Origin of the sequence: Bradyrhizobium sp. JYMT SZCCT0180, assembly GCF_018130165.1 — a bacterium.
Taxonomy (GTDB): domain Bacteria; phylum Pseudomonadota; class Alphaproteobacteria; order Rhizobiales; family Xanthobacteraceae; genus Bradyrhizobium.
In genome coordinates this window covers 59,665-73,219 of sequence record NZ_JAFCLZ010000013.1, presented here as the reverse complement: position 1 = coordinate 73,219, position 13,555 = coordinate 59,665, and the positions used below count along the sequence as shown (strand labels likewise).

The window sequence follows — 13,555 nt, the reverse complement described above, 5'->3', positions numbered from 1 at the left end:
CGTTGCGACAAACAGCGCTACGTCCGCTCATTTCTTTGATAGAGTTGAAAAGGACATTGGCGCGCCCCTGATATGTGCGACCACCACGTGCGGTCGCGTGTGATGGAGCCTGGCCTCAACCGAGGAGCACTGAACATGCATGTCGGGCTTACGATGTTTCCGACGGATTACTCGATTCCACCGCACGACCTTGCCGTCGCGGCGGAGGCGCGGGGATACGAGTCATTGTGGTTGCCGGAGCACAGTCACATTCCCACCAGTCGCAAATCGCCGTGGCCCGGGGGCGCCGAGCTGCCGAAGTATTATTACGATACCTACGATCCGTTCCTCTCGCTGGCCGCTGCCGCCGCGGTGACGAAAACCATCAAGCTTGCGACGGGGATCTGTCTTGTCGTCGAGCGTGATCCAATCCACACCGCCAAGGAGGTATCGACCGTCGACCAGCTTTCCTCGGGCCGGTTCATTTTTGGCATCGGCGCTGGTTGGAACGAGGAGGAGATGGCCAATCACGGCACTGCGTTTGCAACCCGCTTCAAGCTGATGGGTGAGCGGATCCGGGCGATGAAGCAAATCTGGACGCAGTCAACGGCGGCATTCGACGGCGAATTCGTCAAGTTCGAACCCATGATGCAGTGGCCCAAACCGGTTCAAAAACCTCACCCGCCCATCGTTGTCGGGGGCGCATTCCCCCACGCAGCAAAACGGGCGATCGCCTATGGCGACGGCTGGATTCCGATCGGCGGACGCGCGCTGGATCCGCTCGAGGTGCTGCCGCAATTCCGTCAAATGGCAAAGGACGCTGGCCGCGATCCCGCGTCGCTCTCCTTCAACGTCTTCGGTGCACCCCGAGACTTGGAGCTGCTAAAACGCTATCGTGACGCCGGTGTTGATCGGGTCGTCCTGATGCTTCCGCCCAAGCCCCGCGACGCGATTTTGCCCATGCTGGATGAAAGCGCCTCCTTCGTGACGGCGCTCTAAAGAGTCTGTGCATCTGCCACCCGACGAAACCAAAGCTCGGGACTGCTGTGGCCACCGTCCCGCAACGAACTCTCACCGTTGCATGTATTCCCCCTTTTTGAGGACCGCGCCAAACCTAAGGGGCATGGCCCTACCAAGCGGGACACGGTGTGTCCGCTCCGAGTCATATTCAGAAGTTCCGGTGCGCTACATCGCCAACCGTTCTTCTGGCAAACTGGGTTTTGCAATCGCCGCCGCAGCCCAGGCCGCGGGTGCTGATGTCACGCTGGTGTCCGGCCCGGGCTCGACCTCTTCGGCCGCGGCGACAATCACCGCCCGGGCGAACGGGTCCGGACTGGTCTGGATGTCCATGCGTCACCTCTGATTGGCAGGGCATTGCGGCCGCCGCGCGCGCGAACCGGGCTCCCCTACCCGCGGTATCTCCACGGCGTGCCACCGGCCGCAGTCTCGTCAATCGTCCACTGCGGCAACGCCAACCCTGGCGCAACATCGGTGAACACCATGCGTACCCGGGTGCCGATGCCTACCCGCTCGACTTCGGCCTTCGGCGCGAGCACACCGTCCGGCCGCACCAGATTGCCGATCACGCGGAGCCCCTCTTCCCTGGTCGGCACGCCGCTCTGAGTGGCCAGTTCGACCAGCAGCACGAGATATGGCGTGTACTGCTTGAAAGCCGGTTGAATGGCATGATGGACTTCGGTGTAGGAATGCACGGTGCCGCGACCCTCGACCGACACCCATTCCGAATCCGGCCCGCTGCACCAGGGGCAAGCCGTTGTCGGTGGGTAGCGCAGCAGCTTGCATGAGGCGCAGCGCTGCAGACGAAAATCGTGCTTCGCACAGTAGCCAAAGTAGTCGAGGTTCTCATGGTCGAGATCATTGATCTCAAGCGGCATGCCAAGATATTGCGCGGATATCATTTGCCTATCCCCTCCGCATCACCATGGCCGATCCCGTGCCGGGCATCGCCCAGCCAAGATTGGCCGATACTTCGGCGTTCTTCACCTGCCGACAACCACCCTCCCGATAATCGTAGGCGTGCTGCCGCCTGCCATCGGGCCCGATCGGGCAACTATCATCTGCATCGTGGCGGAGCTGGCGCACGTTCTCGATCACCATAGCGATGCCATGGGTATAGCCTTCGCAGAGATGGCCTCCCGAAGTGTTATTCGGCCTTTTCCCGCCGAGCATGATGGTGCCGTCGGAGACGTAATGGCCGCCGTCGCCTTTCTTGCAGAAGCCGTAATCCTCGAGCTGCAACATGGTCGTGAAGGTGAAGGCATCATAGGAGCCGGTGAGATCGACATCATCCGGGCCCACACCAGCATTCGGCCAGAGGATTTCCCGGGCGTAGCGGCCGGCGACGGTTGAAATCGGCCCGGTCTGGTAGTGCATGTCGACTCGCGGCTTCGAGCAGCGGCCGACTACACCGCGGATTTGCACCAGCGGCTGCTTCAGATCTTTGGCCCGTTCGGCCGTGGTCACAATGATGGCATTGGCGTTGTCTGTCTCCACGCAGCAGTCGAGCAGATGCAGCGGTTTGCAGGTCGCGCAGGAATTTCGGGGTAGTCGCCTCGACATCTTCTCTAGGCAGCGGCATTTCGTTGGGCTCCCGGTTCGCTTTCCGTTTCTTGTCCTGTTCTCGCGCCTGAACGAGGATGCTGGATAGCTTGCTCTTTGTCCATCACTCGCGATCACGACGGAGTCGCAACGCCAAACGCTTCCGACACTCACGCGTTCGCGTAAGGCTTGATGATCTCCTCGCCGAAACGGACCAGTGTGGTTTCGAGATCGGGCATGAACGCCGTCACTGGCAGCGCAAGGCGGCCAGCACCACGCGCGATGCGCTCCTCGACGGCCGCGCGCGGATCGGAGCCGGAATTCGGCAACGCACCGGGACAGCCAAGGATCAATTCTACCATCGCCGGATCGCGGCCGGCCTGCTCGGCCGAACGGCGAACGACGTCGAGTAGTGGCATGGTGTCGACCTGGGCGCCGATCGAGGGGAAGAAGCCGTCGCCTAGCCGACCGGCGCGGCGGGCGGCCGCTTCCGAGTGACCACCGACGACGATCGGCACTGATTTCGCAACCGGCTTCGGATTGGAATTGACCTTGTTGAAGTTCACAAACTCTCCGGCAAAACTGGCACTGTCGCTGGCCCACAAGGCGCGCATGGCCGCGACATACTCATCGGCGCGCTTGCCGCGACGCTCGAAGGGAATGCCGAGCGCCTCGAACTCCTCCTTGAGCCAACCGACCCCAATGCCAAGTTCGATCCGGCCGCCGCTGAGATAGTCGAGCGTGGCGACTTCCTTGGCCAGCACCAGCGGGTTGCGCTGCGGCAGGATCATCACCGCCGTCATGAAGCGCAGCCGTGTGGTCGCGGCGGCGACCCACGTCAGCCAGATCAGTGGATCGGTAAAGTTCACCGTCGGGCCGCCCGGCAACCGGCCGCCAGGTGCATAGGGATAGACGCTCTCATAATTATCGGGAACCACGACGTGTTCGACAGCGAACACCGAGTCGAAGCCCGCCGTTTCCGCCAGGCGAACCAAACGGCGGGCGCCTTCCGGATCAGGGAATGCGAAGTTGCCGAAATGCAGGGCAAATTTCATGTGGCGATACCTTCCCCGATCAAGCGCTCGGTCGGCGCCTTCCAATCATCATCATGACACAGGGCGACGACATCGGGGAGCCACCGTTCATCGCAGCAACCCATGCGTCCGCCGAGACTGTTCAAGCGACCGCGCGCTTCGTATCCTCCGGCCAGGGAGGACCTGACGATGAAGCTGGGGCTGTCAATCGGCTATTCGGGCCCGCAACTGGAAGTGCCGGTCGCACTCGTGCAGCGGGCGGAAGAACTGGGGTACGACTCGGTCTGGTCGGCCGAAGCCTATGGCTCCGATGCGATCACGCCGCTTGCGTTCCTCGCCGCCAAGACCAACCGTATCAAGCTCGGCACCGGCATCATGCAGTTGGCCGCTCGAACGCCGGCCAACGCCGCGATGTCGGCCGCCAGCATTGATGCGATGGCCGGCGGTGGCCGCTTTATCGCAGGCCTCGGTGTTTCGGGACCGCAGATCGTCGAGGGCTGGTATGGCCAGCCATGGGGCAAGCCCTATTATCGGGTCAAGGACTACGTCGCGATCATGCGCAAGATCTTCAAGCGCGAAGCACCCGTGACGCACGAGGGCCGCGAGATCAGCCTACCCTACACGGGCGAGGGTTCCGCGGGACTCGCCAAACCCTTGAAGTCGATCCTGCACATGAACCCCAACATCCCGATCTATCTTGCCACCGGCGGCGAGGCGATGGTCAAGCTGACGGCCGAGATCGCCGACGGCTGGCTGCCGATGGGGTTCGTACCGGGCGCCATGGAGGAGTACGGCCCGTGGCTGGAGGAAGGTTTTCGGCGCGCCGGCAACGGCAAGAGCATGAAGGATTTCACCATCCAGGCCTCCGTCCATGTCGAGGTTGACAACGACGTCAAAGGAGCGCTGGCACGCCTGAAGCCGGAGGTGGCGCTCTATGTGGGCGGCATGGGTCACCGGACCAAGAATTTTCACAACGACATCATGGTCCGTCGCGGCTTCGGCGGCGCCGCTAACCGCATCCAGGAACTCTACCTCGCCGGCCACAAGGATGAAGCCATCGCCACCGTGCCTGACGAATGGGTCGATCTGAAATCGCTGGTCGGTCCACCGGCGCGCATCCGCGATCGCTACCGCGCCTGGGAGGACAGCGGCGCGGATTCGCTCAGCGTGCGATCGCGCCAACCTGAGGCCATCAAGGTGATGGCAAAGGCCGCGCGGCTGAACTGAGGGCCTGACCAGCGGAGAACAAGCGTGATGCGTCCACCCCTTCGTGTCGGCACCGTCTACGATTTCCGCAACACGCCGGAATCGGGCATGGACATGCCGAGCCTGTATGCCGCGATCATGGACCAGGTGGTCATGCTCGACGGGATCGGATTGGATCTGGTGTGGTTCACCGAGCATCACTTCCTCGATGACGGCTATTTGCCTTCGTGGGTGCCGATGGCGGGCGCGATCGCCGCACGTACCAAACATGTGCGGCTTTCGAGCGACGTCTGCCTGCTGCCGTTCAACCATCCGGTGCGGCTGGCCGAAGACCTCGCGGTACTCGACAATATCAGCAATGGCCGCGTCGAGGTCGGCGTCGGCATGGGCTACGCGCCGCACGAGTTCCGCGGCTTCGGTCTGCCTGTCGCGCGCCGTGTGTCGCTGACGGACGAAGGCATCGAGGTGCTGCGCCATTGTTTCACCGGCGAGAAGTTCAGTTTCCATGGCAAGCGCTACGATTTCGACGAGGTGGTGATCCGGCCCCGCTACGTGCAGCCGGGCGGTCCGCCGCTGTGGATTGCGGCGATGTCGGAGGCCGGAGCGCAGCGCGCAGCGCGCAATGACAGCAACTTCCTGCCGCAGGGCGCGCGGTCGATGGTGCTCGACCCGTGGCGCGCGACGCTGAATGCGTCCGGCCGCAACCCCGACAGCTATCGTGTTGGCATCATCCGCTCCTGCCTCGTGACCGACGACCCCGAGCGCGACTGGCCGGCCGTGCGCGCCGCCGAGCGCTATCGCGGCCAGGTCTATCGCAGCTTCAACAAGGACGAGAGCGCCGCCGGCGGCGTTTCGGGCAACACGCGGGAAGCCAGCATCCCGCAGACATGGGTGGTCGGCAACGTCGAGCACTGCGTGAAGGAGCTGTCATCCTTCGTGCGCGAATACGGCATCACCGACCTCGTCACCTGGGCGGTGCCGCCGGGCATGCGGCCGGAGCAGATGAACGGCAGTCTCGAACGCTTCGTGCGCGATGTCGCGCCCCGAGTCAAAGCCGCAGCAGCAGCGGCCTAGCGGGGAAGGAAAAGACGCATGGGTGTCGGGATCGGATTGGGCTGTGCGGAGTTTCCATTTTCCGGCGCGGCGGCCTTCTGGCGCTGGGTCGATATGTGCGAAGCCGGAGGCGTGGATTCGATCTGGCAGACCGACCGGATCGTCGGCCGTCAGCCGTTCCTCGAATCGATGACCACGATGGCGGCCTTGGCCGGGCGCACGCGGCGCATACGGTTCGGCATGAATGTCGTGTCGCTGACGTTCCGCGATCCCGTGCTGCTGGCCAAGCAATGCGCCACCGTCGACATGCTGTCCGAAGGCCGCCTGCTGCCTGCTTTCGGCATCGGCAGCCCCTTGGCCCCCGAATGGGAGGCTCTCGGAATTGATACAAAGACTCGCGGGCGCAAGACCGACGAGTGCCTCGATATCATCCGAAGTCTCTGGCGAGAGGAGTCGGTCGACTTCAGCGGCACCTTCTACCAGCTGAAAGGCGTCACCATCACGCCAAAGCCCGTGCAGCCTGATCTGCCGATGTGGATCGGTGGCTCGACGGACGCTGCGATCCGGCGCGCGGCGCGGATCGGGACCGGCTGGCAGGCCGCTGGTGACCCGCCGGCGGAGGCCGGCCGCATCGTTGCCGCGATCAAGGTCGCCGCGCGCGAAGCCGGCCGGTCCATCGACGAAGATCATTATGGCGCCGGCTTTGCGTTCTACTTCGGCAGCCGGGACGCGCCCGGTGTCGGCAGGGCGATGGATGCCTACGCCAAACGTACCGGACGTGACGCCAAGCACGCGTTCGCGATCGGCGACGCCGACGCGATCCTCGCGCGTATCGCCGAATATGTCGACGCCGGCATATCAAAATTCATCTTGCGGCCGCTGGGCAGCGATGACGACGCCCTTCTGGCCCAGACCCGACTGCTGATCGAACAGGTGCTGCCGCGTGCGGAAACGCGCTGGCCAAGACGTCCAAAGACAGACGGTAAATAGCGCAACAACAAAAGGGAGCGAACGATGCGCATCGGCGGGGCCATGTTTTTCACTGACTACTCGATGTCGCCGGCCGAACTGGCGCGGGCGCTGGAGGAGCGCGGCTTCGATTCGCTCTGGGTGCCCGAACACTCCCATATTCCGCTGTCACGCAAGTCGCCGTTCCCCAGCGGCGGCGACGTGCCGAAAAAATATTACGACGTCATGGACCCGTTCGTAATGCTGGGTGCGGCTGCGGCGGTCACCAAAACGCTGCTGCTCGGTACCGGCATTTGCCTGATCGCCCAACGCGACCCGATCCAGACCGCCAAGCAGGTCGCTTCGATCGACCAGATCTCGGCCGGCCGTTTCCTGTTCGGCATCGGCAACGGCTGGAACGAGGACGAGATGGCCAACCACGGCACGGTTTTCGAAAGCCGCCACAAGCTGGCGCGCGAGCGTGTCGAGGCGATGAAGGAAATCTGGACCAAGTCAAAACCCGAGTACCATGGCGAGTTCGTAAATTTCGACCCGATGATGACCTGGCCAAAACCCGTGCAGAAACCGCATCCGCCGATCATCGTCGGCGGCGCCTTCCCGTTCGGTGCCCGACGCGCCCTGCGCTATGGCGACGGCTGGATGCCCACCGCACGCGAAGCTCGTATGCGGATGTGCAGGCCCTGCTGCCGAAATTCCGCGAGATGGCAAACGAAGCTGGCCGCGATCTCGCGTCGGTGCCGATCACGATCTGGGGCGCCAAGGAGAACCTCGACCTGCTCAAGCGCGACCGCGACGACGGCGTCTCGCGCCTCGTCGTCAGCCTCGATTCCGCCAAGGCCGATACGATCCTGCCGGAACTCGACCGCTGGGCGAATTTGATCCGTCAGCTCGACAGCTGAGCCCCTAGATCAGCGGCAAGACCTCGGCCCGGAATTTCTGCATGCCTGCGAGCACTTCCTCGGCGGTCGCGCCGCCGAAACCGAAATCGAGGCTGCCGACACCCATGTCGCGCAGCGCCCGGATATCGGCGGCGACCAGCGCCGGTGAACCGGCGAACAGGCGATGTTCGCCGTCATTGGCCTGTGGCGGCGCGGTCTCGCCGAACACCGTTACGCGCAGGCTCAGGCCAACCGCCTTGGGATCGCGGCCTGCTTCGGCGACCATCTTGCCCAGACGCGCCGCCTGAGCCTTGAACCGCGTCAGGCTGTCGAGCGGATTCTGCGGGTTGGTCCCGATCGGATACCAGGCATCGCCGATGCGGGCAGCCCGCCGCAGCGCCGGACCGCTCTCGCCTCCGACCCAGATCGGCGGATGCGGCTTCTGCACGGGCTTCGGATCGAACCCGATATTCGAGAATTTGACATGCTTGCCATCGAACTTCGGCGCGTCCTTTGTCCAGAGTTCGACGAAGGCGCGAAGATATTCGTCCGTCACGGTTCCACGCGCATCGAAATCCGGCGCATCGATGGCCTCGAACTCCTCGCGCATCCACCCCGCACCGATACCCAGCGTCAGCCGGCCACCAGAAAGGACGTCGATGGTCGAGAGGATTTTGGCGGTCAGCACGGCCGGCCGGTGCGGCACCACCATGACCGATGTCACGAGACGCAACCGCGTCGTTTTCGCGGCGATCCAGCTAACCTCGGTCAGCTGCTCGTGCCTCTCGCCGCGGGTGCCGCTGGGGAACTCCCCCGAGGCGCTGTAGGGATATTCAGCTGCGATCGCGGTCGGAATCACGACGTGGTCGCTGAATGTCGCATAGTCGAAGCCCATCGCCTCGCCGCCAACCACTATTCTTGTCAAATTATCCGCGGTCGACAGGGGCCCGGCGGTTGGTGCGTTGAAGCCGATCAGCATTTTGTTGCGTCCTTCTTTGCATTGCATTGCTGGCGTCGATGCGACACCATGCGACCGCTAACGGGTGACGGCAAGCGCGTCCCGCGACGACATTGCGACCCTCTGCGGGCGGAGACGACAGACCATGACGGCGGCCGGTAGGCAGGCGATACGGCAGCGGTTCGACGCGCCACTGCCCGAACTGATAGCAGAAGCTGCGGCCTTGCGCGATTCCGCGCACGGACGGCTGATCTCCTACTCGCGCAAGGTCTTCATTCCCCTCACCAAGCTCTGCCGCGACGTCTGTCACTACTGCACGTTCGCGCAGGTGCCGCGCGCGGGCAAGCCCGTCTACCTCTCACCCGACGAAGTACTCGCCATAGCGCGCGCCGGTGCGGCCGCGGGTTGCACCGAGGCGCTGTTCACGCTGGGCGACAAGCCCGAGATGCGATACCAGGGCGCCCGCGACGCATTGAAAGCACTCGGCCACGAAACGACGATCTCCTATCTCACCGAGATGTGCGCGCTGGTGCTACGCGAGACCGGATTGCTGCCGCACGCCAATCCCGGCGTGATGACGCACGAGGAGATTATCGGCCTGCGCGAGGTGACGGCGAGCCAGGGCATCATGCTGGAGTCCACCAGCGAGCGGCTCTGCAGGCAGGGCGGCGTTCACTACGGCTCTCCCGACAAACACCCCGCGGTCAGGCTGGAGACCCTGCGTCTGGCTGGCGAGCTCAAGGTGCCGTTCACGACTGGCATCCTGATCGGCATCGGCGAGACTCGCGACGAGCGGATCGACGCGCTGGAGGCGATCAGGGATCTGCACGCCGCCCATGGTCATATCCAGGAAGTCATCATCCAGAACTTCCGGGCCAAACCCGACACCAGGCTCGCCGATTCCGAGGAACCCGATCTCGAGGACCTGCTGTGGACCATCGCGACGGCGCGTTTGGTTCTCGGTCCCGACATGAATATCCAGGCGCCGCCAAATCTGTCGCCTGGAATCTATCAAAAGCTGATCGGCGCGGGGCTCAACGACTGGGGCGGCATTTCGCCGGTCACGCCCGATCACGTGAACCCGGAAGCGCCATGGCCTGCCATTGCCGAACTCGCCCGCAAGAGCGCGGAGGCCGGCAAGCTGCTGGTGAATCGCCTGCCCGTCTACCCCGTCTATGCACGCGACGCTGATCATTGGCTGGCTCCCGAGATCGCCATCCGCGTGCGGCGTATGAGTGATACCGAAGGCTTCGCGCGCGACGATGACTGGGCACCGGGCAACACCCAGCCACCGCCGGCGCCGCTGGTGCTCGCCCGTAACGTCGATGTGGGAATTGCTGGAATAGTCGAACGCGCGACCTCGGGCGAACGGCTCGCCTCGAACGACATCGTGCGCCTGTTCGCGGCGCGCGACGCCGACTACCGGTACGTCACGCAGGCCGCCGACGCACTGCGACGCGCGGTCAGTGGCGACGTCGTGCGTTACGTCGTGAACCGCAACATCAACTACACCAACATCTGCTACTTCCGGTGCAAGTTCTGCGCCTTCTCGAAAGGGCGCACGCACGAGGATCTGCGCGGCTCACCCTATGACCTCGCCATCGAGGAAATTACGCGTCGCTCGATCGAGGCGTGGGATCGCGGGGCGACGGAAGTGTGCCTGCAAGGCGGCATCCATCCCGACTACACCGGCGTCACCTACGAGGCGATCTGCCGGGCGATCAAAGCGATCGTCCCCGAGATGCACATCCACGCCTTCTCGGCTCTGGAAGTGACGCAAGGTGCGGCCACACTCGGACTGCCGATCCACGAGTTCCTTACGAAGCTGAAGGCAGCCGGTCTCGGCACCCTGCCCGGAACGGCGGCCGAAATCCTCGACGATGACGTACGCGCCATCATTTGCCCCGACAAGATCAACACCGCCCAGTGGCTCGACGTGCAGCGCGCCGCCCACCAGGCGGGCTTGCGCACCACCTCGACCATCATGTACGGGCACGTCGAGACGTCGAAATCGTGGGCAAAACATCTGCTTGCGCTGCGCGACTTGCAGGCTGAAACGGGCGGCTTCACCGAGTTCGTGCCGCTTCCCTTCGTCCACATGGAAGCACCGATGTATCGCCACGGCATGTCGCGCTCCGGCCCGACATTCCGCGAAGCCGTGCTCATGCATTCGGTCGCGCGGCTGGCCCTGCATCCGCTGATCCCGAACATCCAGACGTCCTGGGTGAAGATGGGCCCGGCGGGCGCCGCGAGCTGCCTGAAGTCCGGCGCCAACGATCTCGGCGGCACACTGATGAACGAGAGCATCTCGCGCGCCGCCGGCACCCAGCACGGCCAGGAGTTTGCGCCTCACGACATGGAAGCGCTGATCCGCTCGATCGGCCGCGAACCGATGCAGCGCGACACCCTCTATCGGCCGGTCCCGGAAGAGCGCCGAGCCGCCTCCCTGATCGCGGCCGACTTGGCGCCGATCGTGCAAACGCCGCCGCGCAAGAAGGCGGCGGTCGCTTAAGTTATGCCCCGCTTGGCCAGCAGCGCGGGCACACCAAGTTCTTCAAGCAGTGTTCGGGTACGCGTGCCGGCTGATTGCGGCAGGCGCAGGAAAAGCGCCAGATCGACCGGGTGATCTATGTCCATCGCGATTCCGGGTTGACGGATTACGGTCGGCTCGATGCCTTGCAGACGCGCGGCGTCGAGGTGCGGAAAATAGCTGTTATCACCGAAGCGAAGTGGCACCGATTCCGGCGGCGAGCAGACGACGGCATTGGATCCGAGATCGTCATGCGCCGGCGAGATTGTGAAAGAGGGCGCGGCGCGATGCGCCGATAACACCGCGTCTATCTCGCCGGCGCGGGTAGCTGGAATGTCTCCAGGCATCGTGATCATGCCGTGACGCCCTTCACTCGCTAGAAGGCGGCGGCCGGCATTCACGCTGCCGGTATGTCCGTCCCGCGCCCCCTCGGTCACGATCCGTGCACCGATCTTGTCGCCGAGCACCGTCGCATGCGGATCGAGGGTCACGATCATCACCCCCGCCAAAAGGCGCGAGCCTGCAACGGCATCGATCACGTCCGTCAGCATGGTCTCGGCGAGGAGCCGACGTTGCGGCGGCGACAGAAAGTCCGACAGCCGATGCTTGGCGCCATCGAACTCCTTGACCGGTATGACCGCCCAGATGTCGCTCATCGCTGCGAGGCCAGCGCGTCCGCCGCATCGAGCGTCACGCGCGCCAGCGTCTCCCGGTCATCCAGAGTCTTCATCAAGGTCTTGGCGATGGTGACCTGCGGTCCAACATGGCCAACTCCACCGGCGTCGACGTGGTCGACGATATAACCATCTAGCAGGTCGCCGTAGCGCGCGGCGACGCCGGCGGCGCTGGCCTCGAGGCCGAGTTCGCGCATCATCTTCGTGGTCGGGCCCTTGACGGCCTGCCCGCCGATGATCGGCGACACCGCGACGACCGGTGCCCCACTCGCCTTGATCTCATCGCGCATGCCGGGGATCGCGAGAATCGGCTCGACGCTGACGAAGGGATTGGACGGACAGATGATTACCACCCGCACATCGCCCGAGCGCAGCGCCGCCGTGATCTCGGACTGCGGCCGCGCAAGCGTCACGCCGTCGAATGCCAGCTCATGCACGACCGGTCGGCACTGCTGGCGGACGAAATAGTCCTGGAAGTCGATCCAGCCCGCCTCAACGCGCACGCGGGTACGCACGCGGTCGTCGCTCATCGGCACCACGCGGCCACCGATGCCGAGGCGCCGGCAAATGTCTGATGTCACCTCGGACAGGGTCTGCCCCAGGCGCAGGCGACGGGTGCGCTCGACATGCAGCGCCAGATCGCGGTCGCCGAGCCGAAACCAGTCTTCGCCGCCGAGCGCGCCGATGCTGTCCATGAACGACCAGGTCTCGTCACGCCGGCCCCAGCCGGTGACCGGATTGTCGATGCCTGCGAGCACGTAGGTCAGCGTGTCGATGTCGGGCGAGATGCTCAGTCCAAGATGCTCGAAATCGTCTCCGGTATTGGCGACCACGAGTAATTCGTCGTTTGGCAGAATACGACTGAGACCGAGCGCAAGTTTGGCGCCCCCAACGCCGCCGGAGAGCGCCACGACAAGTCGTTTGCTCATCTGAACATGTCCTCGTCAGCCGGCCGCACCAGCTCGGACGCAGCATTGTCGGGACCGCGCCAGGTCAGGCCGCGCACGATCACGACGGGCTGGCCTTCGGCACCCTGCCCCATCACCAGCGACGCTGCAGCGGCAATCTCGTCCGCATGCCCGGTGACGCTGACCTGGAGCGCACGGCCGAACAGGTCGGGCGAGCCACGTAAGTCCATCAGCGACGGCAGGCCGGCGGCGCCAATCGCTACGCCGCAGGTGCCGCGCCGCCAGGCACGACCAAAACTGTCGCTGATGATCACGGCGATTGGCACGCCGAATTTTTGCGACAGACGCTCCTTCAATGTCGCTGCGCTGCCGTCGGGATCGACCGGCAGCATCAGGGCACGCGGGGGGGCACCGGGCGAGGCCAAATTGGATTGGTCGATACCCGCATTGGCCATCACGAAACCCAAGCGGTGCTCGACGATCAGGATGCCGGGCCTTGCCCGCACGACGCGCACCGATTCCGACAGGATCAACTCAACGAGGCGTGGATCCTTCTGGACCTTGCCGGCAAGTTCGATCGCCTCCGTCGAGGGTTTGACACTCGCAAGATCGACCATGCGACCTTCGGCCTTGGACACGATTTTCTGCGTGAGCACGAAGACGTCGCCGCCACGCGGCACAATGCCACCGCGCGCGACCCCTTTGCCAATAAGGGCGACGAGATCGTCGTCCCTGGCTACCCGCGGAAGGCCGGGGACGGCAAGAAGCTCGACGGCGTTGCTGCGTTGCATCGGCCGGGCCCGCGCG

Annotated in this window: 13 protein-coding genes and 1 pseudogene; 7 read left to right on the top strand and 7 right to left on the bottom strand. The window is 64.3% G+C overall.

Going from position 1 to position 13,555, the window contains the following annotated elements:
• Positions 1-135: 135 nt before the first annotated feature.
• Together JQ641_RS19820 and JQ641_RS38500 are read left to right on the top strand one after the other, a co-directional pair.
• A complete protein-coding gene (locus JQ641_RS19820; RefSeq protein ID WP_192739991.1) occupies positions 136-978 on the top strand; it encodes an LLM class F420-dependent oxidoreductase in 843 nt (280 codons plus the stop codon).
• A 178-nt stretch (positions 979-1,156) separates the two neighbouring features.
• Positions 1,157-1,258: pseudogene (locus tag JQ641_RS38500) on the top strand (phosphopantothenoylcysteine decarboxylase domain-containing protein); the annotation flags it as partial.
• Positions 1,259-1,385: 127 nt separating this feature from the next.
• Here JQ641_RS38500 and JQ641_RS19810 read toward each other — a convergent pair.
• From JQ641_RS19810 to JQ641_RS19800, 3 genes are all read right to left on the bottom strand, one after another.
• A complete protein-coding gene (locus JQ641_RS19810) occupies positions 1,386-1,898 on the bottom strand; it encodes a Zn-ribbon domain-containing OB-fold protein (RefSeq protein ID WP_192739990.1) in 513 nt (170 codons plus the stop codon).
• A 4-nt stretch (positions 1,899-1,902) separates the two neighbouring features.
• Positions 1,903-2,493, bottom strand: a complete 591-nt coding sequence (locus JQ641_RS19805; RefSeq protein ID WP_211997657.1) for a thiolase C-terminal domain-containing protein — start codon at positions 2,491-2,493, stop codon at positions 1,903-1,905.
• A gap of 215 nt (positions 2,494-2,708) precedes the next feature.
• Positions 2,709-3,593: an LLM class F420-dependent oxidoreductase gene (locus tag JQ641_RS19800; protein WP_211997656.1), complete on the bottom strand. Its 885-nt coding sequence runs from the start codon at positions 3,591-3,593 to the stop codon at positions 2,709-2,711.
• A 168-nt stretch (positions 3,594-3,761) separates the two neighbouring features.
• On the opposite strand from JQ641_RS19800, the gene JQ641_RS19795 reads away from it, so the two are divergent.
• The 4 genes from JQ641_RS19795 to JQ641_RS19780 are packed head-to-tail and all read left to right on the top strand — an operon-like array spanning position 3,762 to position 7,679.
• Positions 3,762-4,799 carry an LLM class F420-dependent oxidoreductase gene (locus tag JQ641_RS19795; RefSeq protein ID WP_211997655.1) on the top strand — a complete coding sequence of 346 codons (1,038 nt, stop codon included), beginning with the start codon at positions 3,762-3,764 and terminating at the stop codon, positions 4,797-4,799.
• 27 nt (positions 4,800-4,826) lie between these two features.
• On the top strand, positions 4,827-5,852 hold the full coding sequence (locus tag JQ641_RS19790) for an LLM class flavin-dependent oxidoreductase (RefSeq protein WP_249146913.1): 1,026 nt from the start codon (positions 4,827-4,829) through the stop codon (positions 5,850-5,852).
• Between the two features lie 18 nt (positions 5,853-5,870).
• Positions 5,871-6,821 carry an LLM class flavin-dependent oxidoreductase gene (locus JQ641_RS19785; protein WP_211997653.1) on the top strand — a complete coding sequence of 317 codons (951 nt, stop codon included), beginning with the start codon at positions 5,871-5,873 and terminating at the stop codon, positions 6,819-6,821.
• 24 nt (positions 6,822-6,845) lie between these two features.
• Positions 6,846-7,679 carry an LLM class F420-dependent oxidoreductase gene (locus JQ641_RS19780; RefSeq protein WP_211997652.1) on the top strand — a complete coding sequence of 278 codons (834 nt, stop codon included), beginning with the start codon at positions 6,846-6,848 and terminating at the stop codon, positions 7,677-7,679.
• Positions 7,680-7,703: 24 nt separating this feature from the next.
• On the opposite strand, the gene JQ641_RS19775 is transcribed toward JQ641_RS19780, so the two are convergent.
• Positions 7,704-8,657 (bottom strand): TIGR03619 family F420-dependent LLM class oxidoreductase, encoded by a 954-nt coding sequence (locus JQ641_RS19775; RefSeq protein WP_192739983.1) that lies wholly within the window; start codon positions 8,655-8,657, stop codon positions 7,704-7,706.
• Positions 8,658-8,781: 124 nt separating this feature from the next.
• Here JQ641_RS19775 and cofH point away from each other — a divergent pair, with 124 nt between their 5' ends.
• On the top strand, positions 8,782-11,148 hold the full coding sequence (gene cofH, locus JQ641_RS19770; protein WP_211997651.1) for a 5-amino-6-(D-ribitylamino)uracil--L-tyrosine 4-hydroxyphenyl transferase CofH: 2,367 nt from the start codon (positions 8,782-8,784) through the stop codon (positions 11,146-11,148).
• Here the strand turns inward: cofH and cofC are convergent.
• The 3 genes from cofC to cofE are packed head-to-tail and all read right to left on the bottom strand — an operon-like array spanning position 11,145 to position 13,539.
• Complete coding sequence (gene cofC / locus JQ641_RS19765) at positions 11,145-11,822, bottom strand: 2-phospho-L-lactate guanylyltransferase (protein WP_211997650.1); 678 nt, start codon at positions 11,820-11,822, stop codon at positions 11,145-11,147. The two genes, cofH and cofC, sit on opposite strands and share 4 nt — an antisense overlap.
• Complete coding sequence (gene cofD / locus JQ641_RS19760) at positions 11,819-12,769, bottom strand: 2-phospho-L-lactate transferase (protein ID WP_211997649.1); 951 nt, start codon at positions 12,767-12,769, stop codon at positions 11,819-11,821. Before cofD ends, cofC begins: the two co-directional genes overlap by 4 nt.
• Complete coding sequence (cofE, locus tag JQ641_RS19755) at positions 12,766-13,539, bottom strand: coenzyme F420-0:L-glutamate ligase (RefSeq protein WP_192739979.1); 774 nt, start codon at positions 13,537-13,539, stop codon at positions 12,766-12,768. The genes cofD and cofE overlap by 4 nt, the downstream gene beginning before the upstream one ends.
• Positions 13,540-13,555: the final 16 nt, after the last annotated feature.

Bases quoted from the DNA above. Each gene is read 5' to 3' on its own strand.
- cofC (WP_211997650.1), bottom strand. From the start codon at position 11,822: ATGAGCGACATCTGGGCGGTCATACCGGTCAAGGAGTTCGATGGCGCC.
- JQ641_RS19790 (WP_249146913.1), top strand. From the start codon at position 4,827: ATGCGTCCACCCCTTCGTGTCGGCACCGTCTACGATTTCCGCAACACG.
- JQ641_RS19820 (WP_192739991.1), top strand. From the start codon at position 136: ATGCATGTCGGGCTTACGATGTTTCCGACGGATTACTCGATTCCACCG.
- cofE (WP_192739979.1), bottom strand. From the start codon at position 13,539: ATGCAACGCAGCAACGCCGTCGAGCTTCTTGCCGTCCCCGGCCTTCCG.
- cofH (WP_211997651.1), top strand. From the start codon at position 8,782: ATGACGGCGGCCGGTAGGCAGGCGATACGGCAGCGGTTCGACGCGCCA.
- JQ641_RS19800 (WP_211997656.1), bottom strand. From the start codon at position 3,593: ATGAAATTTGCCCTGCATTTCGGCAACTTCGCATTCCCTGATCCGGAA.
- cofD (WP_211997649.1), bottom strand. From the start codon at position 12,769: ATGAGCAAACGACTTGTCGTGGCGCTCTCCGGCGGCGTTGGGGGCGCC.
- JQ641_RS19810 (WP_192739990.1), bottom strand. From the start codon at position 1,898: ATGATATCCGCGCAATATCTTGGCATGCCGCTTGAGATCAATGATCTC.
- JQ641_RS19780 (WP_211997652.1), top strand. From the start codon at position 6,846: ATGCGCATCGGCGGGGCCATGTTTTTCACTGACTACTCGATGTCGCCG.
- JQ641_RS19775 (WP_192739983.1), bottom strand. From the start codon at position 8,657: ATGCTGATCGGCTTCAACGCACCAACCGCCGGGCCCCTGTCGACCGCG.
- JQ641_RS19795 (WP_211997655.1), top strand. From the start codon at position 3,762: ATGAAGCTGGGGCTGTCAATCGGCTATTCGGGCCCGCAACTGGAAGTG.
- JQ641_RS19785 (WP_211997653.1), top strand. From the start codon at position 5,871: ATGGGTGTCGGGATCGGATTGGGCTGTGCGGAGTTTCCATTTTCCGGC.